Origin of the sequence: uncultured Rhodococcus sp., from assembly GCF_963525155.1 — a bacterium.
Taxonomy (GTDB): Bacteria; Actinomycetota; Actinomycetes; order Mycobacteriales; family Mycobacteriaceae; genus Rhodococcus_F; species Rhodococcus_F qingshengii.
In genome coordinates, this window is record NZ_CAURKP010000033.1 from 1 (window position 1) to 22,765 (window position 22,765).

Annotated in this window: 22 protein-coding genes; 8 read left to right on the top strand and 14 right to left on the bottom strand. The window is 62.6% G+C overall.

Translation table 11 applies throughout. The features are described from left to right. From RWT78_RS09985 to RWT78_RS09995, 3 genes are all read right to left on the bottom strand, one after another. The coding region (locus tag RWT78_RS09985; protein WP_314675499.1) for an acyl-CoA dehydrogenase family protein at positions 1-449 on the bottom strand (449 nt) is incomplete at its 3' end. 120 nt (positions 450-569) lie between these two features. Further along, the gene (locus RWT78_RS09990; protein ID WP_003940405.1) at positions 570-2,090 is read right to left on the bottom strand and encodes an acyl-CoA synthetase; all 1,521 of its coding nucleotides are present in this window, start codon (positions 2,088-2,090) and stop codon (positions 570-572) included. A 45-nt stretch (positions 2,091-2,135) separates the two neighbouring features. After that, on the bottom strand, positions 2,136-2,933 hold the full coding sequence (locus RWT78_RS09995) for an enoyl-CoA hydratase (protein ID WP_003939812.1): 798 nt from the start codon (positions 2,931-2,933) through the stop codon (positions 2,136-2,138). A 109-nt stretch (positions 2,934-3,042) separates the two neighbouring features. On the opposite strand from RWT78_RS09995, the gene RWT78_RS10000 reads away from it, so the two are divergent. Further along, positions 3,043-4,473, top strand: coding sequence for a coniferyl aldehyde dehydrogenase (locus RWT78_RS10000; RefSeq protein WP_314675500.1), 1,431 nt, complete (start codon positions 3,043-3,045; stop codon positions 4,471-4,473). 36 nt (positions 4,474-4,509) lie between these two features. Here RWT78_RS10000 and RWT78_RS10005 read toward each other — a convergent pair whose 3' ends face one another. The 9 genes from RWT78_RS10005 to RWT78_RS10045 form a co-directional block, all read right to left on the bottom strand. Next, a complete protein-coding gene (locus RWT78_RS10005; protein WP_314675501.1) occupies positions 4,510-6,432 on the bottom strand; it encodes an SEC-C domain-containing protein in 1,923 nt (640 codons plus the stop codon). Positions 6,433-6,467: 35 nt separating this feature from the next. Beyond that, the gene (locus tag RWT78_RS10010) at positions 6,468-8,360 is read right to left on the bottom strand and encodes an SEC-C domain-containing protein (protein WP_314675502.1); all 1,893 of its coding nucleotides are present in this window, start codon (positions 8,358-8,360) and stop codon (positions 6,468-6,470) included. Positions 8,361-8,378: 18 nt separating this feature from the next. Then, positions 8,379-9,056, bottom strand: coding sequence for a GAP family protein (locus RWT78_RS10015; protein WP_030537205.1), 678 nt, complete (start codon positions 9,054-9,056; stop codon positions 8,379-8,381). Between the two features lie 49 nt (positions 9,057-9,105). Further along, positions 9,106-10,659: an acetolactate synthase large subunit gene (locus RWT78_RS10020; protein ID WP_064074318.1), complete on the bottom strand. Its 1,554-nt coding sequence runs from the start codon at positions 10,657-10,659 to the stop codon at positions 9,106-9,108. 150 nt (positions 10,660-10,809) lie between these two features. Then, positions 10,810-12,384 (bottom strand): polyamine aminopropyltransferase, encoded by a 1,575-nt coding sequence (locus RWT78_RS10025; RefSeq protein ID WP_314675503.1) that lies wholly within the window; start codon positions 12,382-12,384, stop codon positions 10,810-10,812. After that, positions 12,384-12,887 carry a DUF350 domain-containing protein gene (locus tag RWT78_RS10030; protein ID WP_042448576.1) on the bottom strand — a complete coding sequence of 168 codons (504 nt, stop codon included), beginning with the start codon at positions 12,885-12,887 and terminating at the stop codon, positions 12,384-12,386. The genes RWT78_RS10025 and RWT78_RS10030 overlap by 1 nt, the downstream gene beginning before the upstream one ends. Further along, positions 12,884-13,261 carry a DUF4247 domain-containing protein gene (locus tag RWT78_RS10035; protein WP_054825980.1) on the bottom strand — a complete coding sequence of 126 codons (378 nt, stop codon included), beginning with the start codon at positions 13,259-13,261 and terminating at the stop codon, positions 12,884-12,886. The genes RWT78_RS10030 and RWT78_RS10035 overlap by 4 nt, the downstream gene beginning before the upstream one ends. Before the next feature lie 26 nt (positions 13,262-13,287). Then, positions 13,288-13,788, bottom strand: a complete 501-nt coding sequence (locus RWT78_RS10040) for a DUF2617 family protein (protein ID WP_161121066.1) — start codon at positions 13,786-13,788, stop codon at positions 13,288-13,290. Next, positions 13,785-14,417, bottom strand: coding sequence for a DUF4178 domain-containing protein (locus RWT78_RS10045; RefSeq protein ID WP_166502675.1), 633 nt, complete (start codon positions 14,415-14,417; stop codon positions 13,785-13,787). The genes RWT78_RS10040 and RWT78_RS10045 overlap by 4 nt, the downstream gene beginning before the upstream one ends. Before the next feature lie 171 nt (positions 14,418-14,588). Here RWT78_RS10045 and RWT78_RS10050 point away from each other — a divergent pair, with 171 nt between their 5' ends. Then, entirely contained in the window at positions 14,589-15,902 is a 1,314-nt protein-coding gene (locus tag RWT78_RS10050; protein ID WP_007729572.1) for a YhgE/Pip domain-containing protein, read from the top strand. A gap of 99 nt (positions 15,903-16,001) precedes the next feature. Next, positions 16,002-17,378: an NAD-dependent succinate-semialdehyde dehydrogenase gene (locus tag RWT78_RS10055; RefSeq protein ID WP_039973099.1), complete on the top strand. Its 1,377-nt coding sequence runs from the start codon at positions 16,002-16,004 to the stop codon at positions 17,376-17,378. A gap of 99 nt (positions 17,379-17,477) precedes the next feature. On the opposite strand, the gene RWT78_RS10060 is transcribed toward RWT78_RS10055, so the two are convergent. Beyond that, a complete protein-coding gene (locus RWT78_RS10060; protein ID WP_054188399.1) occupies positions 17,478-17,756 on the bottom strand; it encodes a hypothetical protein in 279 nt (92 codons plus the stop codon). Positions 17,757-17,805: 49 nt separating this feature from the next. On the opposite strand from RWT78_RS10060, the gene RWT78_RS10065 reads away from it, so the two are divergent. Further along, complete coding sequence (locus RWT78_RS10065; protein ID WP_064074241.1) at positions 17,806-18,249, top strand: hypothetical protein; 444 nt, start codon at positions 17,806-17,808, stop codon at positions 18,247-18,249. A 4-nt stretch (positions 18,250-18,253) separates the two neighbouring features. Here RWT78_RS10065 and RWT78_RS10070 read toward each other — a convergent pair whose 3' ends face one another. Then, on the bottom strand, positions 18,254-19,087 hold the full coding sequence (locus tag RWT78_RS10070; protein WP_314675504.1) for an alpha/beta hydrolase: 834 nt from the start codon (positions 19,085-19,087) through the stop codon (positions 18,254-18,256). Positions 19,088-19,161: 74 nt separating this feature from the next. Here RWT78_RS10070 and RWT78_RS10075 point away from each other — a divergent pair, with 74 nt between their 5' ends. From RWT78_RS10075 to RWT78_RS10090, 4 genes are read left to right on the top strand one after another with little or no spacing between them, the layout of a single operon-like run. After that, positions 19,162-19,641, top strand: a complete 480-nt coding sequence (locus RWT78_RS10075) for a MarR family transcriptional regulator (RefSeq protein ID WP_314675505.1) — start codon at positions 19,162-19,164, stop codon at positions 19,639-19,641. Next, on the top strand, positions 19,638-20,270 hold the full coding sequence (locus RWT78_RS10080) for an allophanate hydrolase subunit 1 (RefSeq protein ID WP_314675506.1): 633 nt from the start codon (positions 19,638-19,640) through the stop codon (positions 20,268-20,270). The genes RWT78_RS10075 and RWT78_RS10080 overlap by 4 nt, the downstream gene beginning before the upstream one ends. Continuing rightward, positions 20,267-21,130 carry a biotin-dependent carboxyltransferase family protein gene (locus RWT78_RS10085; RefSeq protein WP_314675507.1) on the top strand — a complete coding sequence of 288 codons (864 nt, stop codon included), beginning with the start codon at positions 20,267-20,269 and terminating at the stop codon, positions 21,128-21,130. The genes RWT78_RS10080 and RWT78_RS10085 overlap by 4 nt, the downstream gene beginning before the upstream one ends. A gap of 47 nt (positions 21,131-21,177) precedes the next feature. Continuing rightward, on the top strand, positions 21,178-22,725 hold the full coding sequence (locus RWT78_RS10090) for a bifunctional 3'-5' exonuclease/DNA polymerase (RefSeq protein WP_314675508.1): 1,548 nt from the start codon (positions 21,178-21,180) through the stop codon (positions 22,723-22,725). The last annotated feature ends 40 nt before the right edge of the window (positions 22,726-22,765 follow it).

A 22,765-nucleotide genomic window follows, 5' to 3' on the forward strand; every position in this document is an offset into this window, starting at 1 on the left:
TCGATCACCCAGTCGGATCCGTCCAGCACTGCCTTGGTCCGAAGGCCGGCCGGGTTGGAGCCCGCGCCCGGTTCGGTGAGAGCAAAGGAAGCCACGACATCACCGGAGGCGATGCGCTCGAGCCACTGAGCCTTCTGCTCGTCGGTACCGAAGCCGACCAGCACCTGTCCGGCAATTCCGTTGTTGGTACCGAACATCGAACGCAGCGCCAGAGACGTGTAGCCGAATTCCATTGCCAGTTCGACGTCTTGGGTGAGGTCGAGTCCGAGCCCACCCCATTCCTGAGGGATCGCGTAACCGAAGAGCCCGATAGCTGCGGCCTTCTTGCGTATGTCCTCAGGAATGGCGTCGGTGTCGGCTATCTCCTGCTCACGCGGAACTACTTCCTTACGGATGAACTCCCGCGCAGTCGCCAAGATATCTGCGAAGTCATCTGCGTCGACCTGCATTCCCACCACTCACCTTGCTGTTTCCGAAGTCCATGCCGTCCCCCGAAGTCAATACCGTGAGGCAATCGGAGTCAAAGACCTGAAAACGAACCGAAGGTAAGGCAGAACCTATAGCAAGCTTCAGACGGTGCGCAGTTCCCGCTTCAGTAGCTTGCCGCTCTGGTTGCGCGGAAGCTCGGCCACGAAACGGACATGCTTGGGCACCTTGAACGGAGCGATTCGCTCCTTGACGTGGGCAATCAACGCCTCGGGCGTCAACTCGTCGTTGCCGTCCTTGAGCACGACGATCGCGGTGACGGCCTCGATCCACTTCTCGTCGGGCGTACCGATCACGGCAACTTCTGCCACGGCGGGGTGCGTGTAGACCGCATCTTCGACCTCGCGTGACGCCACCAGGATGCCGCCGGTGTTGATGACGTCCTTGATCCGGTCGACGACCGTGATGAAACCTTCTTCGTCCCGCACGACCAGATCGCCCGAATGGAACCAGCCGTCACGGAAGGCCTCGGCGGTGGCTTCTGGATTCTCCCAGTAGCCGTTGCACAGCTGCGGTGAGCGGTAGAGAACCTCGCCGGACTCACCGTCGGCGACATCGTTTCCGTCGGCGTCGACGACGCGGGTTTCGACGAAGAACACCGCGCGACCACAGGAAGACGGGCGATCAGCATGCTCGCTGGGCTGGAGAACTGTTGCCAGTGGGCCGATTTCGGACTGGCCGAAGCAGTTGTAGAAACCGATGTCCGGGTAGCGCTCGCGCAGACGATTGAGCACGGTGACCGGCATGATCGAGGCGCCGTACTGCGCCTTCTTCAGCGAAGACAGATCGCGGGTCTCGAGGTCCGGATGGTTGGCCAGCGGTACCCACACGGTCGGCGCCAGGAACAGCGATCCGATCTTTTCGGCTTCGACACGGCGCAGGATTTCCGGGATGTCCGGCGCCTGCATCAGACTGACCGTCGCGCCGACGGACAGGTACGGCAGCATGAAGACGTGCATGCCCGCGGAGTGGTACATCGGCATGCAGATCAGCGGGTTGTCGTTCTTGTCGAGGCCGAGCGCGATCACCGAGGACACGTACTCGTGAACCAGTGCACCGTGAGACATCATGGCGCCCTTGGGCTTCGAGGTGGTGCCCGAGGTGTACAGGAGTTGCGCCAGATCGGTCGACGTCGCACGCGGTTCGAAGACCGGCACCTCGCCTGCCTCACCGATCGTGACGACGGACAGTTCCGCGTCCCGCAGTGCGATCACGTGATCGAGATCGAGGTCGGAGCGTACCGAGTCGAGCGTCGGCGCCAATGCCGGATCCACCAACACCGCGCGGGCGCCTGACTGCGCCACGAGGTACCGGAGTTCCTCCCCCTTCAGTGCGTAATTGACCGGAACATGCACCAAACCTGCTCGTGCACAGGCAAGAAATCCGATTGCATAGGCGTCGGAGTTGGTTCCGTATGCCGCGACGCGGTCGCCGTGTTCGAGCCCCAGACCGAGCAAGTAGGCGGCGACCCGCGTCACCGCGTCGTCGAGTTCGCGGTAGGTGCGAGTGCGATCTTCGAAGACGACGGCTACACGGTCGGGGTACTTGGCTGCCGAGCGCCGAAGCACTCCGTCGACAGTGTTGGTGCGTGGATCCAGGCTCATGCGCCTCAGGTTATAGGACGTCCAACTAAACCGGAAGAGCGATCGTTACTTATTGCGCCATTCGGGCTTTCGCTTGTCCACAAAGGCCTGCATACCTTCCTGAGCGTCGCAGGTCACGGCGTTGGTTGCCATAGTTTCCGCCATCGCCTCGTACGCCTGCGCTTGCGGCAGATCGATCTGGCGATAGAACGCCTGCTTACCGATCTTCACCGTCAAGGGGCTGGCCGTCGTGATCTTGGCGGCCAGTTCGCGCACCTCTCGATCCAGGTCTTCGGGCGCGACGACGAAGTTCACCAGACCCCAGTCCGCAGCGGTGTCGGCGTCGATCGTCTGCCCGGTGAGCAACATCTGCATCGAGCGCTTGCGCCCTACTGCCCTGCTCAGCGCCACCATGGGCGTCGAGCAGAACAGTCCGATCTTGACGCCCGGCGTGCCGAAGACAGCATTCGACGCAGCAACAACCAGATCACACGACGCGGCCAGTTGGCAGCCCGCCGCGATAGCCGGGCCCTGTACTGCGGCAATCACCGGCTGCGGAATCCGCTGTACGGTCTCCATCATCTCGGTACAGCCGTCGAAGATCGCCCGCTCGTCCTCGAGGGTTCTCCCGATCATCTCCGTCAGATCGTGTCCGGCGGAGAACACCGGGCCTTCGGCGCGCACGATCACGACCCGCACGCGCTCGTCTACAGACAATTCGACAAGGGCAGCCGTCACCTCACGCATGGTCTCCGCCGAGAGCGGATTGCGGCGCGCCGGCCGATCGAGCGTCAGGAAACCGAGTCCCACCGATTCCTCGACGGAAATCTTCACTGCAGTGTCTTCTACCTGTGTCTGCGACATGTGTTCTCTCTACCAATCGAATCCGTCCCGGTCAACGAGACGAAAAGGGCATCCACTCGCACCGCGTCGATACGGTCCGGTCAATACTTCGCCACTACGAGGAGTGCCCATGAGCACCGATGTCGCCGTCACCACTGATCTCGAAGAGATTCTGCGCGCTCAGCAGGAAGCAACTCGAGCCGCTGGTCTTCCGTCCGCGCAGACACGACGCGAGCGCATTCAACGCGTCGTCGATCTACTGGTGGCAAACCACAAGGATCTGACCGAGGCGATCAACGAAGACTTCGGCGGCCGAATCCCGGCCTACTCGGTGATGAATGACGTTCTCGGGTCGATGGTTTCACTCAAGCACGTTCGTGATTCGCTCGAAGAGTGGATGATTCGCTCACCGAGAGCTACCGGAGCGATGCAGGACCAGTTGGGTGCCACGGCGTACGTGTCGTACCAGCCGAAGGGTTCGATCGGCATCATCGGAACCTGGAATGCTCCCCTGTTCACTCTCCTGAGCCCGCTCGCCTGCGCCCTCGGAGCGGGAAATCGCGCCGTTCTCAAACCGTCGGAGATCGTGCCCAATACTGCGGCCGTCCTGGCCGAGGCGGCGCGTCGAACACTCGACCCCGTGGAGGTCGCGGTGGTGACCGGCGGCCCGGAAGTCGCTGATCGGCTGACGTCGCTGCCTTTCGACCACCTCGTCTTCACCGGCAGCACGACCGTCGGAAAGCTGGTCATGGCCAATGCTGCGAAGAACCTGGTGCCGGTCACCCTCGAACTCGGCGGCAAGTCACCGAGCGTCTTGAGCCGCAGTGCCGATATCAGCTCTGCTGCTTCGCGTTTGGCTATCGCGAAGTCCACCAACGCCGGTCAACTCTGTGTCTCTCCCGATCTGATCTACGTTCCGCGCGAGAACACGGAAGCATTCATCGACGCGTTCACCGACCAGTTCACGGGACTGTTTCCCACGATCGCCGACAACAAAGACATGGTCTCGATAGTCAGCGATCGTCACCTCGCACGCATCGAGGGGTACATCGCGGACGCCGAAGAACGTGGGGCACGGATCATCACCGTTCCCGACGAAGAACTCTCCGCAGACACTCGTCGTCGCCCACTGCGAATCGTGGTCGACCCTCCGACCGACGCGCAGATCATGAAGGAGGAGATCTTCGGGCCGGCCGTCGTCGTCTTGCCGTACGACCAGCTCGACAACGTCGTCGCCGACATCAATTCACGACCGAAACCGTTGGCGCTGTACTACTTCGGAACCGATCTGGACGAGAAGGAATCCGTACTCGAACGCACCGTCTCGGGCGGCGTCACCATCAACGACGCGATGTCTCACCCCGGGCTGAGCGACGCACCCTTCGGCGGCGTCGGGGCTTCGGGCATCGGGCACTACCACGGCCGTGAGGGTTTCCTCGAGTTCAGTCACGCGCGAACGGTATTCGAAGCAGCGCAGCATGACCCACGCGGTGAATGGGGAATGCTCCCGCCGTACGGTGAGGGTTTCGAGCAGATGATGTTGGCTCAGGTAACGCCCTAGGGCCTCCGGCCCCGTGCGCCTTTTTGGTAGTTCGCGCTACCGGAAAGGCGCACCGGCAAGGCCGCGACTGAGGAACTCCACCAGCTGACCCGGCTCGGTGTCCTCGGACTCGATCAGTTGGATCAACTCCTTCTTGTCTTCTACCGCAAGCGGTTCGATGCCACCGAACGTGCGCATCGTGGACCCGGCCGGAAGAACACGAGCACACACGAGTGTGCCTGGCTCGAGGTTCAGCGAGCCCCACTCGTCCGTGACCTTCACCAGATGCCCGTTGCGGACGTCGCTGAGGGTCACCAACTGTCCCGGCTCCGTCGAGGCGACCTTGTACACCGAGCGCGGAATCGACAACCACTGATCGGCCAGTTCGCGTTCGTCGGCAGGCAACAGTTCTCCGCGCCGCTCGACAAAAGCTGCGAAAATACCGGCATCGAACAAGGCAGCGTCGACGGCCAAACCGCCTTCGACGGCCAGCGTCAGTGCTTCTTCGCTGTTGAACTGCTCGGCACGGATGAGCGCAAGATCGAACACGGCGTCGAAGTACTCCGGCGTGCGCGAGAACAACTGAGCCTTGACGTAGAGCCAGTTGGCCCGGTCGTCGAACGTCACCTCGGACTTACCGAGATGGCAGACCTTGAACTTGCGACCGGAACCGCACCAGCACTTGTCATTTCGTCCGAGTTCGGGGTGCTCGGCCGGGGCGTAGCGCTGAAGAACCTCGTGCAGAACCTCGGACTCGCCACCCTCGATTCGGCCCAGCAAAGCCAGCGCGCGCGTCACATCGCTTCGATCGGCGGCCAGTAGCGCCAGATCGAAGATCGCGGGAGTCCAGTCGGGATCTAGATCGTGCGCAGTTTCGTACGACGCCTCAGCGGCCAGGATCTTGCCGAGACGATCCGAAGCCTTGCCCGCCAGCCAGTGCGCTGCCGGCTTGACACGACGCGACCCTTTCTCGGCGAGAGCAGTTGCAACAGAACGCAATACGGAATCATGATCGTCGAGTTCGGACAACAGCTCCAACGCTGCCGCAGCCGCGGGCGGCTCGGCGAGGCCTGCGAAGGCCTGCGGATCCTCCTTGATCTTCTTGCGCGCCCAGTCCGAGACATCCTCGACGCCTTCGGCTTTCGCGGCCATGACCACATCGACGAAGGCGATCACCGACGCGGCTTCTTCGGGGTGCAGATTCTCGCGGACCTCGAGCATGCGGGCCCGGTTCGCCAGGTGGTATGCCTCGAAATCGAATCCGTCGACCGCAACGTAGTCACCGTCGCGGACGTAACCTGACGCCTCGAGCATCTCGCCCAGCGGGGCGGTCGGCTGACGGAACAGCGACGGCTCGTCGAGCATCAACTGCCAGACAATGGCGTCGAGGGTGTCAGCACCGATGTCGGCAAGGACCGTCGCCAGGTGCTCGCCGAATCCGGGTGCGGGATCCAGTACCTCGGGGATGGTGCAGAGCGTCAGCTCACGGTCAGCGACGAACAATCCGATCAAGTCACCTGCCGAGCACTCGGCAAGGGTGTCGGTGTCGAGCAGAAAGCCTTCGTCGTGTGGGAACTCCGGATCTTCGATCCCACGATCAGCCAACAGGTCGTCGTCTATCCCGCGGTGCACGACGCTGATGCCATGAATCTCGTCGTCGTCACGATCGAGGAACACCCGCAGCATCATCAGATCGGGGTTCGCGTCGAGAACGCCGGACTTTATTTCGGCTTCGGTGAGCCGATGGGTCAGCACTCGATGCTCGAACAACGTGTCGAGTGCGGCGTACCGCTCCTCACTCAAGTAGCCGAGCAGTGGGTCCTCGACGTACTCTACGAATTCGGCCATGTCGTCGGCTGTACCGTGGCCGGCATCGGCCAACAGGGTGCCCCAGTCCGCCGCTGTCTGCGGGCCGTGCTCACGCAACAACTCCATCGCGGCTTCGGCGATCAAGTCATTGGCATCCATCGGTTCGTTCACCTATCCAACTTTAACGGGGTCGACTCGATACATCGTCACCGGTCATCGGTCGAGTGATCGGCGCCTCCACGCAACTCGCGCACCAGTTCTTCGGCCTCGAGATCTTCGGAAGCGAGAACCTCGAGTACCCTCGCAGCCTGCGATTCCGTTGCCATGACCACAACACCCACCGCAAACGCGCCAGTGGGGGCCGTCAGGACCCGAGCACTGATCACATCACCTGGCTTGCCTTCGACCGAGTGAGCAACCGTGACGGTCTCCTTGGACCCTCGATCGAGCAGCACGACGCCGGTGTCGGACGTTTCGATCACCTCGTACACCGACCTCCGGATTCCGAGCCACTGTGCGGCTGTCACAACTTCCGCCTCCGGAAGTAGTTCGCTGCGTCTGGCCAAGAATTCGGCAAAGATTCCACCCTCGAACAGAGCGACGTCCAGTGCCGATCCGTCGAAGATCGTGGCCGCGATCAGTTCGTCCTCGGAGAGATTTTCGTTTTCGAGATCGTCGAGCCCGGTCACGATGTCGACGAATTCGGAGGCAAACGCAAACAGGCATGCCTTCTTGTACAGCCACCGACCGTCCGCCTTGACGGATTCATCGGCCTTTCCGAGATGGCAGACCTTGTACTTGCGGCCGGAACCGCACCAACACTTGTCGTTTCGCCCGAGTTCCGGGTGATCGGCTGGCACGAAGTCCTGCAGTACGGCGTAGAGATTCTCTTCGGTTCCGCCGTCGATCCGCCCGAGCAGTGACAGCGCCCGGGTCGCATCGCCGCGGTCCGACGCGAACTGAGCCAGCTCGAACAAGGCCGGACCCCAACCGGATTCGGCAAGGAGCGCTTTCTCGTAGTGCGCCTCCGCTTCGAGGACGCGCCCCAGCCGATCGACGGCCTTACCGGCGAGCCAATGAGCCGCCGCCCTGACCGACCGTGGCCCTCGCTCGGCCAGTTCGGAGGCAAGCGCTTCGAGGATTGCGTCGGTCACCGGGTCCTGATTCCGAAATCCGAGATCGAACACGGCCACTGCAGCACCCGGATCTGCCAGTGAGACAAAAGAGTCCGGAGCAGCGCTCACATGACGGTGGGCCCAGTCCGCGATATCGAAGTCGGCGATGACCGCGTCGGTGTATCCGCGGTCCGCCAGATCGACAAACGCAACGGCAGAGACTGCCTCGTCGTGGGTCAGGTCGTAGGTACTGGCCACCAAGGCTGTCCGAATCTGCAGGTCGTAGGCGTCGAAGTCGAATCCCCGCCGAGCCAGTAGCTCACGCTCGTGCTCGTAACCTGCCACCTCGAAGATCTCACCCAGCGGCGCAACAGGAACCGTGAAGAGTGACGGATCCTCGATCAGGAGTTGCCAGCACACAGAATCCAGGGCCTCGACTCCGTCCTCCTCGAAGAGTTCGCCGAGCGCCGGAGCAAGATCGGGTTCGTCCTCGATCTCGACCAGACGAAACGCAAGTGCTCCGTCTTCGACAGCCAAGCCGACGAGATCACCGTCGGCGCACTCGCCGAGGGTTCCGGCCGGAAGTACCACAACTCGTCGACTCCGGAAGGGAGCAGCTCCGCGTTCGGAGGCTGCTTCTTCCGCCAGGGCCACCCGGATCGCCCCGTCGTCGTCGCCGAATGCCAAGATCGGTTCCAGGTCGGGGCTCGCGTCAAGGATGTCCGACGCAATTTCGACTTCGCTGAGCCGGTGAGTGAACACGAGCCCTTCGAGAACCGTGTCGAGAGCGACGTACTTTCCGTTGGGCAGGTACCCGAGCATCGGTTCGGACAGGTACTCGAGTACATCGGCCAACTCGGTCGCAGTTCCGTACTCCTCGAGATGGGTCGCCCACTCTTCGAGACTCAGCGGGCCTTGCTCGCGCAGAACAGCCAAAGCAGCGGAGGCAATGGAACCGGCAGCGTCGTCGTCGAAATCAGTCACCCGCCAATGGTAGGCGACCTATTGCAGCCCACTGAGCCCCTCGCCCAGCACGGTCGCACCGAGGATCGTCAGGATGACCGTCATCATCACCGCGTTGTTGGCGGTCATCCATGCCTTCGCGGACGCGAGGATCTCGTCGGCACGCTTGCCGGAGAACACCTTCACCAGGATCGGCGACGCGATGCCGACGCTCGCGATGACCGTGAAGATCACCGCGGCAACAATCTGTTGGGCAACGACATTCGTGGCGACCGCGATAGTGGCCGCACCGGATACCGCCAGCGCTGCATTCTTGGGATTGACCGCCGCGGACAAGAACGCCAACCCGAACGCCTTCCGCGGAGTCAACCCGTCGACGCTCTTCATCCACTTCGGAACTGTCGGCTCACTCCCGTTTCGCGGACGCGCGCGCCACTGCTTGTATGCCAAGCCGAACAGGACAAGACCCAACACGATTCGTACGACGCTCGACCACACCGAAGTCTGCGACGACTCCGACTCCGCAAACGAATAGTCCGCGATCACGATGGTCACCGCGACGACTGCCGAGATTCCGAGGACCCACCCGAGTAGAAAAGATGCCGCCCCTCGATGTGCTCCAGCGGTGATCATGACGAGCACGATCACCGCCATGGGCATCGAGACGAAAAGCAGGCCGAGGGCAATCGGAAGAGACAAACCGATCGCAGCTAGCACCGAAAACCTCCAGTTGAATGCACGATCGACGATCGATTCGAGGTCGAAATCACGACGTCGGAGGCAGCATGACCTCGATGAGATGCGGGCCGGGTTCCGCCAGCGCTGCGGCAAACTGTTCGGCCAACTCCTCCGCTGTGTTCGCCCGCGACGCGGGCACTCCCAACCCCTCGGAGATCTTGACGTAGTCCATGTTCGGAGATGACAGATCCAACATCGACTGTGCGACGACGCCGCCACCTTCTGCGCCGACTCGTTGCAGTTCGCCACGCAGGATGGCGTATGCGCGATTGTTGAGCAGAATCGTCGTGACGTTCAACTGCTCTCGCGCCTGCGTCCACAACGCCGTGATGGTGTACATCGCGCTTCCGTCGGCTTCGAGATTGATCACCGGTCGCTCCGGCGCTGCCACAGCGGCGCCCGTCGCCACCGGGATGCCCTGGCCGATGGCACCTCCGGTGAGCGTGAGCACGTCGTGGCGCGGCGCTCCGGCAAGGGCAATCGGGATCGCCCAACCGGAAGTCGCCGCCTCGTCGGAGATGATGGCGTCGTCTGGCAGCAGGGCGCCGATCACGTCGGCCCAATTTCGAACGTCCAGAGGCCCGCTCGGCAGCGCCGGCCGATTCGCTTCCTGCAAAACAGGTTCGACTCCCGGTGCCACGAGTTCGGCCACTGCCTCCAGTGCACCGGCAACATCGTCGCCGACGCTTGCCAGCGTTGTCACCGCAGCACCCTCCGGTGCCAGATCGCTCGGTTTTCCGGGATACGCAAAGAACGAGACCGGCGAAACCGCTCCGGCCAGAACCAGCTGAGTTGTTCCGCGAAGTTGTTCGGTGGCGTGCTCGGCGAAGTATCCCAAGCGCTCGAATGACGGTAGCCCCGCACCTCGTTGAAGCCTGGCTGGAAAAGTCTCGATCAGAATCTGGGCACCGGTCGCGACCGCAATTCGGGAAGCGGCGCGCAGCCCAGCTTCGGAACAGGCTGCGCCGCCCAGCAGTAGCGTGGCGCGACCCTCGGCATTGAGCGCGCCCACCACCGAGTCGATCTGTGTTGCAGAAACTTCCGCCCGCGGCGGTATGTCCCGAGGACCCGCAAGAACTCCACCTTCGCCCCACGAGACGTCGGCAGGGAGGACAAGTGTGGCAATGTGCCCGGGCGGATTCATCGAGGCGGCAACGGCGTCGGCTGCGTCGCTACCGACGGTCGCGGTGGATTCGGAACGTCGACTCCACCCCTCCAACCATTCGGTCAGCGCATCGATGTTCGATTCGAGAGGAGCGTCGAAACCGTGGTGGTAGGTCGCGTGGTCCCCGACGATGTTCACGATCGGTGTGTGGGCGCGGCGCGCGTTGTGAAGGTTCGCCAGTCCGTTCGCCATACCGGGGCCCAGATGGAGCAGCGTCGCGGCAGGCTTTCCGGCGATCCGTGCGTAGCCGTCCGCGGCACCGGTCACGGCGCCCTCGAACAAGCCGAGTACCGCACGCATCTGCGGAACGGAATCGAGTGCGGCCACAAAATGCATCTCGGACGTTCCTGGATTGCCGAAGCACACCTCGACGCCCGAGTCGACCAGGCTTTGGATAAGCGACTGTGCACCGTTCATTTCGATCACCTCTTCTTCATGAAAAGCTGCGAATGCTTCCTGCGCTTCATCGTGAGCAACCGAACTCCCGGTGCGTGCTCCTCGATCCGAACAGTCATCCGTACCTCCGTCGTGGCCGAGAGTCTCGATTCAAGCTACTCGGTCGGGAGTTCAGCGTTCATAGCCCTTGCGCATATCGTCGACGATGCGCGGCCGGTCGAGTGTTGACGGCTCCAACTCCCGCCTCGGGCGATCGCGAGGAAACACCGAGGCCGACGCCAGGGTGGGCTCGTCGAGGAACCTCAGATTCGGCACATCAGCGGGCAGACGAAGCTCGGGCGGCGTGGAACCTCTTTGCGCGAGCACGTATCCCCAGTCACCGAAGCTCGGCACGAAAACGTGGTAGGGCGAGACACTCAGTCCGACAGCCGATACCGTCGACACCGTTCGCCAGTACGCATCCGGCGTCGAGTACGGGCTGCCGGACTGGACGACCATCAGCCCGCCCGGATTCATCGCGGCAGCGGCAAGTCCGTAGAACTCCATCGAATACAAGCGGCCGAGTGCGGGGGTGTCGGGATCCGGGAGGTCGACGATCACCGCATCGAAACCCGGTTCCGGACGCTCTCGCAGCCACCGAAACGCGTCGTCGAGTACGATGTCCACCCGTGGATCCTCGAGCGCTCCCTCGTTCAGATCACGAAGACGCGTGTTGGCCAACTCGATGACTGCCGGATCGAGTTCCACTTGAACGATCTGCTCGACGCTGTTCATTCGCAGCACTTCCCGTGCAGCGAGGCCGTCACCGCCGCCCAGAATCAGCACGCGCCGGGGGTCGTTCACCAGGGCCGGATACACCAGCGACTCCGTGTACCGATGCTCGTCGACACTGGAGAACTGCAGGTCTCCGTCGAGGAACAGGCGCACGTCGTTCCCCCGCTCGGTGACGACGATTTCCTGGTACACCGATCGCTCGGCGGCCACCACGGGATCGGTGTAGAGCCGCTGCCTCGATGTGGTCTCGATGTCCGACGCTGCGATCAGCAACCATCCGATCAAACTTGCTGCCAACAGCATTGCGACGACGGCGATCGATCGTGCGCGCAGGCTGAGCTGCCACCGAAGGAGTACCAGCGCGACCACTGCCGCAGCCACGAGATTGATCATGCCGGTGAGTGCGGCACCGCGAATCATTCCCGCCCACGGCAACAGTACGAACGGCCACAGCAGACCACCGATCAATGCGCCGAGGTAGTCGGCGGCATTGAGGTTGGCCAGTACCTTTCCGGTGCTCTGTGCGTCGTTGTCGCTGCGACCGGACTGCAAGAGCGTCATCAGCAGAGGCACTTCGGCACCGACGAGGATGCCGATCAGCGCGGTCGCCGCCACCAGAACTGCTGCGCTGGAACCGAAGAACGTGAAGGTCACGTACAGCGTGACGGCACTGAATCCGCCGATCAGCCCGAGCAGTATCTCGACCGTCACGAACGAAGCGGCAGCGTGTCCCAGCAGCGGTTTGGCGGCCAGCGCTCCGATACCCAGAGCCGCAACAAATCCCGCGACGATCAACGACGTCTGGGTGATGCCGCCGCCGGTCAGACTCACGCTGAGTGTCAACAGGGCCAGCTCGTAGATCAGGCCACACGCAGCGCACGCCGCAACCGCCGCAAGGAGAAGGACGCGTGCGCGCGGGCCGAGCATCGTCGAACGCTCGTCAACTGTCACATCGGGATCAGCGGCAACCATCAGGTGAGCGCTGCGGCGTTCACCAAACCGATGGACAGCAAGCTCACACCCACAGCCCACGCGGCGCCACACATCTTCGGATCCTGCACCAGCGCAACCAGCTTGCCGGGAAGGAATGCGTTCATCAATCGCAGCGCGATCGCTTGCAACACGATCGCGAACAGTCCGTAGACCGCGGAGTCGGCGAGTCCCTGAGCAAAGCCGTCCGAACTGGTCAGGATTGCCGTCACCACGATGATCGCCAGCGCAAGATGATTGGAGGCCAACAGAATCGCGGCGTTCGGGTTCTTGTCGACGTAAACCTGGTGGCGGAGATTTCCGGGTGTCATGAGGTCGAGGACCAGGAATCCCGTCGCCAGAACCGCTGCACCGACGACGAAGTAGGCGAGGGTGCCGAGAACGCCACCGACGAGCAATGCCGGATCCACCGTTCCGATCTCGACGGAAGTGGATGCAAAGATGTTCGTCACGCCGTTCTCCTTCTCATTGAGCATTACCGTCATTTGGCACTACCCGAGCCGCCGCTGCCGCTGCTTCCACCCGCCGGGGATCCCGGGTTGAAGCCCGGTCCCAGGTACGCGTATCCGCCGCTGCGATACGTGCCGTCGATGTCCTCTACCTTGATGGTGCTGCCGCCGCTCGAAGCCGAACTGACAGTGACGATGTCGTCGTCGTAGCGCAGGTATTCGTTGCCGCCGTCAGCACTTCGCGCCGCTGGTTCGTCCGCGTCGACAATCCGTGAGACGGTCGTGCCCACTGGATCTTTCGACGAGTACAACACGACGTCGCCATCCTGGGACGTCTTGGAATAGTTGTCCGCGATGAAGTCTTTGGCTCCACCACCGCACGCCGACAACATAATTGCGGCCGCCACCATCACCGGAGCCAACCACGTCCGCCCCCTCACGGGCGCCACCTACTGCGCGTCTTCACGATCACTCCTGTCCCCTCCCCCGGGTACAAATGCCAACTCTGCCAACTCCACCCCTGGCGGTCTCGCACGCCACACAACGCGGTCAACGCTGTGTCGTCGCCGGGAAAGGATCCGCAGATCCAACCGTCCTGGCCGGCGGACTCTCTCAACGATGCAGCTTCCGAATCGAATTCGACTCGGTCCAGGATCAGCGAGGAAGACTCGAACCGGTAGTTTTGCGTGGACTCCACTGCGGGCAGTGGTTCACCGCCGACTGCAAGAGCATCGCACGAAACCTGTTCGGTCAGTTTCTTTCCCGACGCCCAGGCCGTCACCACGTGCGAAGCCCCGAGCACTCCGAGTGTCAGCGTCGCGTCGGAAGTTCCGATCACCAACTCGGCGAGGGTCGGTGGCGCAGGAGCTCCCAGTACCAACCCCAGTGCCGAGGCATCCACGTCGGTCGGCTCCACGTCGAGTAGATACAGGCTCATTCCGGGGGGCCCGAGTGGATGACAGTGAGTTCGCTGCGAGTGACCGCCCGTCCCGTGGAAACCTCCCACGACTGTCCGCGCGCCCACTTCTCGAATGCAATCAGGCCGGTCTTGTCGGCGGTCGCATAGTCCGCGTATTCCATCGAGCCGGAAGGGGCCGTACCCGTCGTACCCTCGGCCGTGAACTTCGCCGTTCCACTTTCGATCTTGCGGTGAACCTTGTCGTCGAGAATGACGTCGCCGTTCGGGACCAGGTTGGTTCCTTCTCGACGCATCCAGAGAGTCATCTCCAATTCGCCCTCGTCGTCCTCGACCGTCAGCCAACGACGACCGGTCGAACCGTCGAGAAGGTGCTCACGCCAGATGTACCCCTCTTCGTCGAGCGTGATGGTCCCTCGAACAACATGGTCGATACCCGCGTACGTGATGATGTCGCCGACCCCGATCTTGTGGGGGTCGTACACCTCGGGATAGTCGGCGAGCGGGTCGACGCGAGCACTCGGCTTGCCCTGGCGTCCACGCAAGATCACAAACACGAGGGCAGCGATCACTACGAGTATCAGGACAACTATCAGCACGTTGGTCAACGGTTTCTCCGAAATCGTCTCGGCAGGGTTGCCGCGGGCCATACCCTACCGATCCGTTCTCAGCCTTTTCGGATGAGACTGCCGGCAATCCGGCCTGTCGCCGACCGGACAGGTCTCCAGCGCCGCGGGCAGATCGAAAGACTGCCCCGGCGCACCTTTGCGTTTACGCTCAGCCCGAGGAACTCCGCGCGAACGAAAGCCGGTCGACTGACGATGAGCAAGAACACGGAGCCGTCTGCCCGCACCGTCATGCACACACCACGATTCTGGTTGACACCATTGATAGTGGTCACCCTCTTGATGTCGGCGCTGGCAGCGCTGTACATGGGCGGAATACTCGACCCCAAGAAACACCTGGACCAGTTCCCGATCGCCCTGGTCAACCAGGACGAGGGCGACACCCTCCCCGGTGGCGACCCCGCCGACCGCAAGAACTTCGGAAACGACATCGTCGCCGGCCTCGAAAGCGGAATCGACCACCAGAAGATCGACCTGCAGCAGATCGGTATCGCCGAAGCCCAATCGCGGTTGAACTCCGGCACGCTGTACGGCGCGATCGTGATTCCCAGTGATTTCACGAAGAGGACGATCATCCTGGCGGAGGCCAGCGTCGTCGCCGGTGACGTAGAGCAACCGATCATCACGATCTACACCAATCCTCGCGCCGGTTCCGTCTCGGCATCGCTGGTCCAGTCGATCGGAACCACAGCCCTCGCCTCGGTCAACAAGAACATGGGCGAGCAACTCACCGCCCTTGTCACCGCGCAGTTGGAAGCGGGAGGCACCGGAACCCAGATCTCCGGAGCGAGCCGCCTGCTGCTCGAAAACCCGGTGAACGTACTCACGGTTGCCCACGATCCGCTTCCCGACGGAACCGGATTCGGTTTGGTGGCATTCTATTTCGCGCTGCTGTTGGTCCTTGCGGGATTCACCGGAGCAACCGTGGTCAATTCCTTGGTGGACGGCATGCTCGGATACGCGCCTACCGAATTCGGTCCACTCTTCGTTCAGAACGACGTTGTGGGTATCAACAGGTTTCGAACGCTGCTCGTCAAATGGGCATTCATGATCGTGTTGTCCGGCATAGTCTCCGCGTTGTTCCAGTGGATCAGTCGCGCCCTCGGAATGCCGGTCACTCACGGGCTTGCATTGTGGGAGTACGGCGCGCTGGTCATCACAGCGGTGGGCATCACGGCGATGTCGGTGATGGCCGCGTTCGGCTCGTTGGGCATGTTGATCAACCTGTTCGTGTTCGTCATTCTCGCGCTGCCCTCGTCCGGTGGCACCATCCCCCTCGAAGCCAGCCCCAGGTTGTATGCCTGGCTGGCGCAATTCGAGCCGATGCACCAGATCTACATGGGCACGCGATCGATCCTGTTCTTCGGCGCACGCGGTGAGGCAGGCCTGCTGCATGCCGTCTGGATGACGTTGGTGGGGCTACTGATCGGCGTCGTACTCGGCATCGTGACCACCCGTTTCTACGACCGCAAGGGCTACGAGCGCACCCATCGTCCCAAGGTGGCGTGACATGGTACCCAGCCGGGATTTGATCGAAACCTGTTGAGCCGATTCAATGTGATTGCGCGTTTCGGGAATCTTCGAGCCCCTTCCGCACGTTGTACAACTATGGCTAATTACAAAACAGTCAATCCCGCGACAGGTGAAACCGTCAGGGAATTCGATACTTTGGATGACGCCGGAGTTGAAGCCGCACTTGCGAACACGCATCGCGGCTACTTGACCTGGCGCAACAGTGCGCCACAGCAGCGTGCGGCAGTCCTGAGCAAGACCGCCGAACTGTACACAGAGCGCGCAGACGAACTGGCCCGAATGATCTCCTTGGAGATGGGTAAGCCGGTCCGCGAGGCCAAGGGCGAAGTACAACTCTCGGCCGCGATCTATCAGTGGTATGCAGACCACGGTCCGGCACTGCTCGAGGAAGAACGACTCGACGTTCCCGGGGCCGAGGAGTCGGTTGTGTACCGGCGACCGATCGGCGCTCTCATCGGCGTCATGCCGTGGAACTTCCCGTACTACCAAGTCGCCCGCTTCGCGGCACCGAATCTGATGCTCGGTAACACGATCATTCTCAAGCACGCATCGAACTGTCCGCAGTCGGCGCTGCTGATGGAAGAGATTCTGCGACAAGCCGGATTGCCGGACGACGCCTACGTCAACGTCTTCGCGACCAACGAGCAGATCGCGGACATGATCGCCGATCCCCGAGTTCAAGGTGTGTCACTGACCGGCAGCGAACGCGCCGGAACCAGCGTCGCCGAAACTGCCGGACGCAATCTCAAGAAGGTCGTCCTCGAACTCGGCGGATCAGACGTGTTCATCGTCCTCGATTCCGACGACATGGATGCCACCGTCAAGTCCGCAACCAAGGCACGTCTGTCCAATGCCGGCCAGGCCTGCAACGCGGCCAAGCGTTTCATCGTCACCGAAGATTTCTACGACGACTTCACCAACAAGTTGGCGACGTCCTTCGAATCCGTCACTGCCGGTGACCCGTTGGACGAATCCACAGTCTTGGGTCCGCTCTCTTCGCAGAGCGCGGCAGATACTCTGATCGAGCAGATCGACGACGCTGTGTCCAAGGGTGCCACGCTGCTGACCGGTGGAAAGAAGATCGACGGCCCGGGCGCCTACGTTCAACCGACATTGCTCGCAGACGTGACACCGGACATGCGGGCCTACAGCGAAGAACTGTTCGGACCTGCCGGAGTCGTCTACAAGGTCAAGTCGGCCAGCGAGGCTGTGGAACTTGCCAATTCGTCGGTCTACGGTCTGAGCGGATCCGTCTGGAGCAGCGATCTCGATTCCGCCCGGTCGGTCGCCGCAGATCTCGACGTGGGAATGGCGTTCGTCAACGAGCACGGAACGACGTTGCCCGGTCTGCCCTTCGGCGGAGTCAAGCGCTCCGGAGTCGGCCGCGAGCTCGGTCCGTGGGGAATGGACGAGTTCGTGAACAAGAAGCTGCTCCGCGTCTCCAAGAAGTAGCTCGGAGCAAAAGTAGCGCAATACAAAGGAAGGCCCTGATCTCTGTTGAGGTCGGGGCCTTTCCTCATATCCCACGAACCAGCAAGAGCAATGCCCTGGTCACTCGCTTGCCAGAGTGACACTCCCACGAGTGAGGCTCCACCCGAACCTCGTCGCGATGACAGCTGACAGCCAGCCCATCAGCGCACCCACCAGTGGAGCAGCGACGGCGGTGTAGATCGCCTCGTTGGAAACACCAACCGACACGGCGGAGTCACCGACGAAGGCGAAATCGGTTCGGGAGGCGAAGGACGCCCACTCGATCAGGCCGGAGACAACAATAATCAGGAACCCCAGCAGGAAGCCGAAGCCGGCCAGCAGAACGTGAAGTGCGCGCATCCGGTCAGTCTGCCTGTAACACCCACCCAGATAAAACCGACCTGCTGGTATGACACTTTCACGTATCGCTCGCACTTCCGTGATCGCCGCCGCCCTCTGCGCGGGCGCAGCCATCTGTTCCGCGACTTCAGCGTCCGCGGACGTAGTCGACGTCACGATCCTTCCGGGTCTCAGCAGCGGGCCGACGACGCCGTACGGAGCGGGCTGCACGTATCTGGTGGTTGCCAGGACAGCAGCGTTGAACGAGCCGAACGTCTCGATTGTCGACATGAACCGGGCGTCGACCATGTTCCCGCAGGAACTGATCTGGGACACCGTCAATCCCTACTTCACCTTGCCGGTCGTACTCGGCCACGCCGTCACGCTGTGGACTCCGACTGCACCGGGCGAACACTCTCTGATGGCCTACCAGACGTCCGCGGGCGGGCCGGTCACAACGGTCGATGTCAATCCGGCGACACCGATCGGTCCGGGGTGCGTCGTCGCACCCTGATTCGCTAGCCCTCCAAGAAGTCGACGAGCACCCGGTTGATTTCATCGGCGGGAACCATCGGAATGCTGTGATGTGAAGCATCTTTCAGCACCTCGACACGTGCTGCGGGAATCCTCTCCCGCACCGACGTCGACACCGTTTCCGCGTCATGCACCCGTCCGTCCTGTGCGAGGACCACCAGCAACTCGACATCCAGTGCGCTCAAGGCCTCCTTCGAAGGACGTCGAGGCACTACGAGATCGGGTCGCGGTAGATCCGAAGTGCCCACTTCCACAAGAGACAGCCAGTCGGAGTCGATACTCAACTCGCCTGTCTCCCATTCCAACAGTCGCCGTCGGCGTGCTCGCGACGGGGAGAGCAACAGCGGAAGCGCATGCAGAAGGTAGCCCGCCTTCATGCCGGAGAAACTCGAATTAGGGTCGAGCAGAACAAGTTTGCCGAGACGTTCCGGTCGATGCAGCGCAAAGGCCAACGCAATCATCGCGCCGTAGGAATGTCCGATCACATCGACGGTGTCGACCCCGGTGCAATCGACTATCGAGTCCATCCACTCGATCAGATCGGCGACGGACTTCATCCGATCACCATTCGGAATGCTGAGTCCGGCATCACCCAGCGTGTCGACGGCAAAAACACGCCGGGATTTCGACAGCGCCCCAACATTGTCGAACCACACCGTCGAAGTGGCACCTCCCCCGGGCAGAAGGATCAACGGCCGCGAGTCTGCAGGTCCACAGACGTTCACGTGAGTGCTACCGAACCGCCCCGCGAGGTCCACACCCAGCGGTTTCTGCGGCCATTTGGTCAGTACGGCGTCGTATGCGCGATTGAAGTCCATCCCCCACCCCCATTTCTCTCGATTATCGAGATAGTAGACAATCAAGAGACAACACACCAGGGCTGGAGGCATCCTTGAGCGTCGGCGATGCAGAAGACGAAGCGATGGCGATCGTCCACTCGCTTCGCGCACTGACCGTCGACTTGAACGTGGCGGTTTCCGGCTTTGCGAACAAGTACAAAATGCACTCCACCGACGTGCGCGCGTTGATCTGCCTTCTCGATGCCGAGCGCTCGAACACATCGGCGACGCCAGGTTGGTTGGGCTCACAGCTCGGGATCAACTCGGCGTCGGTGACTGCACTGGTCGACCGGATGGTCAAAGCGGGGCACGTAGCTCGGGAGCGAGATTCAGCGGACCGCAGGCGGGTGCTCTTGCAGGTCACACCGACCGCAGTCGCACTCGGCGAGAGTTACTTCGGCCCACTCATTTCACGGGCGGTGAGCACCCTCGGCAATTACACCGCGGCCGAGCGAGCCACCATCGCGAGTTTCATCGTGGCGATGCGAGCGGACGTGGAGCGGACTCGAGTCGATAGGGAGCCCTCCCTGTGACTCGCATACTTCCCGCGGGAGAACGCGCATTGCTCGTGGACTTCGATTCCGAAGCTGGCGTTCTCGCGTTCACCGAAGCACTGACGCGTAACACCCCGGTCGGGGTCGAAGACTTCCTCCCCGCAGCTCGCACGGTCCTGGTCACGTGCACCCCGGCGGCAGATCTCACGTACGTCCGGAAGCGCTTGAACGATCTCGAGCAGACCGATTCTGCCGCGACCACAGACGAGCATTTCGAGACGGATGCACTCACCATCGCCGTCAGGTACGACGGGCCCGACCTCGACGACGTCGCACAGTCACTCGGAATGAGCCGTTCCGAGGTGGTTGCGGCCCATACCGGGGCGATGTGGCGTTGCGCCTTCATCGGATTCGCACCCGGCTTCGCCTACCTGACTTCAGGCGACACTCGGCTCGACGTTCCACGTCGAACTCAGTCGCGAACCGCAGTGCCAGCCGGTTCCGTCGCCCTGGCCGCTGGATACAGCGCGATCTACCCGCGGGCATCGCCGGGTGGCTGGCAGATCATCGGGAGCACCGACGCCGTGATGTGGGATCTGAACGCCACACCACCGGCCGCCGTTCAGCCCGGGTGCCGCGTGCGCTTCGTCAACGAGGACGACCGATGAGCGGTCTGGAGATACTCGACACCGGGCCGCTGAGTTTGATCCAGGACCTCGGACGGACCGGACACCTTCGCTCGGGCGTCGGGGTTTCCGGTGCTGCGGACAGGCGATCGCTCAAACTCGGCAACCGGCTCGTCGGCAACGACGAGGGCGCGGCAGGCGTCGAGGTCCTCCTGGGCGGATTGAGCATTCGAGCGCAGCAACAGGCAACGATCGCGTTCACCGGGGCGCCCGCACAGGCCTACCGCGACGGCATTCCGGTCGGGCATTCGAGCGTGATCGCTCTCGACGTCGGTCAGACCGTCCGCCTCGACTACGCACCGAATGGCCTGCGGACGTATCTGACCGTCCGAGGCGGCATTGTGGTTCCCGAGATCCTGGGATCGCGCAGCACCGACACCATGTCCGGGATAGGTCCGGCGCCTCTCGAGCCCAAGGTTGTTCTCCCGATCGGGCCTTCGCCGACCGCGTTCTCGCTCGTCGACCTTGCACCAGTTCCACCGATGACAAACGAGACTCTCGACATTCGAGTCGTATTCGGTCCGCGCGCAGATCGATTCACCAACCCCGAATCGCTCCTGCGGGGGCAGTGGGCGGTCTCGACCGACTCGGACCGAATCGGGGCGCGACTCGATCGTGTCGGCACCGACGAACTGCTGCAACGAACGAATGACGCCGAACTCCCCACCGAAGGTGTAGCGCTCGGATCGATCCAGGTCCCACCCAGCGGCCAACCTGTCGTGTTCCTCACCGATCACCCGATCACCGGCGGGTATCCGGTGGTCGGAGTGGTCGCGGACGCAGATATCGACCGACTCGGCCAAGCCCGCCCGGGTCAGCACATCCGGTTCGTCGGGGCCTGAGCAGCGCCGAGCGATGGCGTGTCGGACCCTGCCGTCACACTGATGTCGTGCGAGTTGTCCTGGTCCCCGGTAGTACGACGTCCACGGGAGCTGTGACGGCAACTGTCCTACGGACCGATCCCGGTGGAACGCTCGCCGATCCCGTCGAATACCCCGACCTGATCGCAGCGGTGCGCACCATCGAGGAAGCCGAGCACCCGCGGTGGGTGTGGCCGAGTACGGCGACCGTGTACCCACCGCTACTGCGGGCAGGCGTACGGGTTCAGCGGTGCCACGACATCTCCCTGACCCGCGCGATACTCGGAATGCGCGTCGGCAAACCGTCACCGCCTGCCGAGGAGTTCGACGACGATCGACTCGGACTCTTCGACACTGCACCCGTTCTCGATCCTCTCGCCGTCGCCACCGAATTCGCCGATCAGCGCGCAACCATCGGCACGGACGCTCGACTGGACTTGTTGATCGCAGCAGAATCGGCCGGCGCTCTCAGCGCCGCCGAGATGACGCACACGGGCCTGCCGTTCTCGACGCAGAAGCACCGCGAACTCCTCGAAGAACGACTGGGGCCGCGGCCGACGGGATACGACCTCCCCGCTCGTATGCAGGAACTTGCCGCCCAGATCAGCGAGATCTTCGGGCGCACCGTCAATCCTTCGTCTTCGGTGGAGATCACCGAGGCGTTCGGACGTCAGGGCATCGAACTTCCGTCGACGCGCAAGTGGTTTCTGCAGGAAATCGATCATCCGGCTGTGCCGCTGCTCCTACGTCACCGCGAACTCGCCAAGCTGTACAGCACCAACGGTTGGCAGTGGATGGACAGTTGGGTGCGGGGCGATCGATTCCGCCCGATCTACGTTCCCGGTGGTGTCGTGTCCGGCAGGTGGGCGAGCCGGGGCGGCGGGGCCCTCCAGATTCCTAAGACCATGCGCTCGAGCGTCGTCGCAGATCCGGGCCACGTGTTCGTCGTCGCCGACGCCGGTCAGCTCGAACCCCGAATTCTGGCCGCCATGTCCGGCGACCGCCGCATGATGGCTGCCGCCGGCGACGACGATCTGTACGCACTTGTCGGTGCCGAAGCCTTCGGCGGGGATCGCGCAAAAGCCAAGGTCGCAATCCTCGGAGTCCTGTACGGGGCGACGGCGGGTGAAGCCAAAGCACTGCTCATCTTGTTGCGGAAGCGATTCCCGGTCGCCGTCGAGTACGTCGAGCAAGCTGCCAAGGCAGGTGAGCGCGGCGAGGTGGTGAAGTCACTGCTCGGCCGGGCCTGTCCCCCACCGTCTCCCGACTTCTACTCCCACGGCGACGCTCATGCCCGCGGTCGTTTCACGCGAAACTTCGTCGTTCAGGCCACTGCGTCCGAGTGGGCGTTGTGCCTCCTGGCCGACCTCAGGCGCCGCCTCGCCGAAGATCCGGACGGCGAGTTGGTCTTCTTCCAGCACGACGAGGTAGTCGTGCATACCCGAAATCCTGAGTCAGGTACCGCCCACGTGCTGGCCGCCGCGGCTTCGGCAACTCGATTGTTGTTCGGCGACACAGTCGTCCGTTTTCCCATGGACGTCGCAGCCCGCGAGACTTACGGCAAAGGCACTTCGTAGCGTCGTCAATTCCACGCCAAGTGGTTCCACCGCACCCGTA

Excerpts from the sequence above, each read along its gene's own strand:
- RWT78_RS09995 (WP_003939812.1), bottom strand. The coding sequence starts at position 2,933 with ATGTCGCAGACACAGGTAGAAGACACTGCAGTGAAGATTTCCGTCGAG.
- RWT78_RS10055 (WP_039973099.1), top strand. The coding sequence starts at position 16,002 with ATGGCTAATTACAAAACAGTCAATCCCGCGACAGGTGAAACCGTCAGG.
- RWT78_RS10025 (WP_314675503.1), bottom strand. The coding sequence starts at position 12,384 with ATGGTTGCCGCTGATCCCGATGTGACAGTTGACGAGCGTTCGACGATG.
- RWT78_RS10020 (WP_064074318.1), bottom strand. The coding sequence starts at position 10,659 with ATGAACGGTGCACAGTCGCTTATCCAAAGCCTGGTCGACTCGGGCGTC.
- RWT78_RS10085 (WP_314675507.1), top strand. The coding sequence starts at position 20,267 with ATGAGCGGTCTGGAGATACTCGACACCGGGCCGCTGAGTTTGATCCAG.
- RWT78_RS10060 (WP_054188399.1), bottom strand. The coding sequence starts at position 17,756 with ATGCGCGCACTTCACGTTCTGCTGGCCGGCTTCGGCTTCCTGCTGGGG.
- RWT78_RS10030 (WP_042448576.1), bottom strand. The coding sequence starts at position 12,887 with ATGACGGTAATGCTCAATGAGAAGGAGAACGGCGTGACGAACATCTTT.
- RWT78_RS10045 (WP_166502675.1), bottom strand. The coding sequence starts at position 14,417 with ATGGCCCGCGGCAACCCTGCCGAGACGATTTCGGAGAAACCGTTGACC.
- RWT78_RS10050 (WP_007729572.1), top strand. The coding sequence starts at position 14,589 with ATGAGCAAGAACACGGAGCCGTCTGCCCGCACCGTCATGCACACACCA.
- RWT78_RS10040 (WP_161121066.1), bottom strand. The coding sequence starts at position 13,788 with ATGAGCCTGTATCTACTCGACGTGGAGCCGACCGACGTGGATGCCTCG.
- RWT78_RS09990 (WP_003940405.1), bottom strand. The coding sequence starts at position 2,090 with ATGAGCCTGGATCCACGCACCAACACTGTCGACGGAGTGCTTCGGCGC.
- RWT78_RS10065 (WP_064074241.1), top strand. The coding sequence starts at position 17,806 with ATGACACTTTCACGTATCGCTCGCACTTCCGTGATCGCCGCCGCCCTC.
- RWT78_RS10035 (WP_054825980.1), bottom strand. The coding sequence starts at position 13,261 with ATGGTGGCGGCCGCAATTATGTTGTCGGCGTGCGGTGGTGGAGCCAAA.
- RWT78_RS10070 (WP_314675504.1), bottom strand. The coding sequence starts at position 19,087 with ATGGACTTCAATCGCGCATACGACGCCGTACTGACCAAATGGCCGCAG.
- RWT78_RS10000 (WP_314675500.1), top strand. The coding sequence starts at position 3,043 with ATGAGCACCGATGTCGCCGTCACCACTGATCTCGAAGAGATTCTGCGC.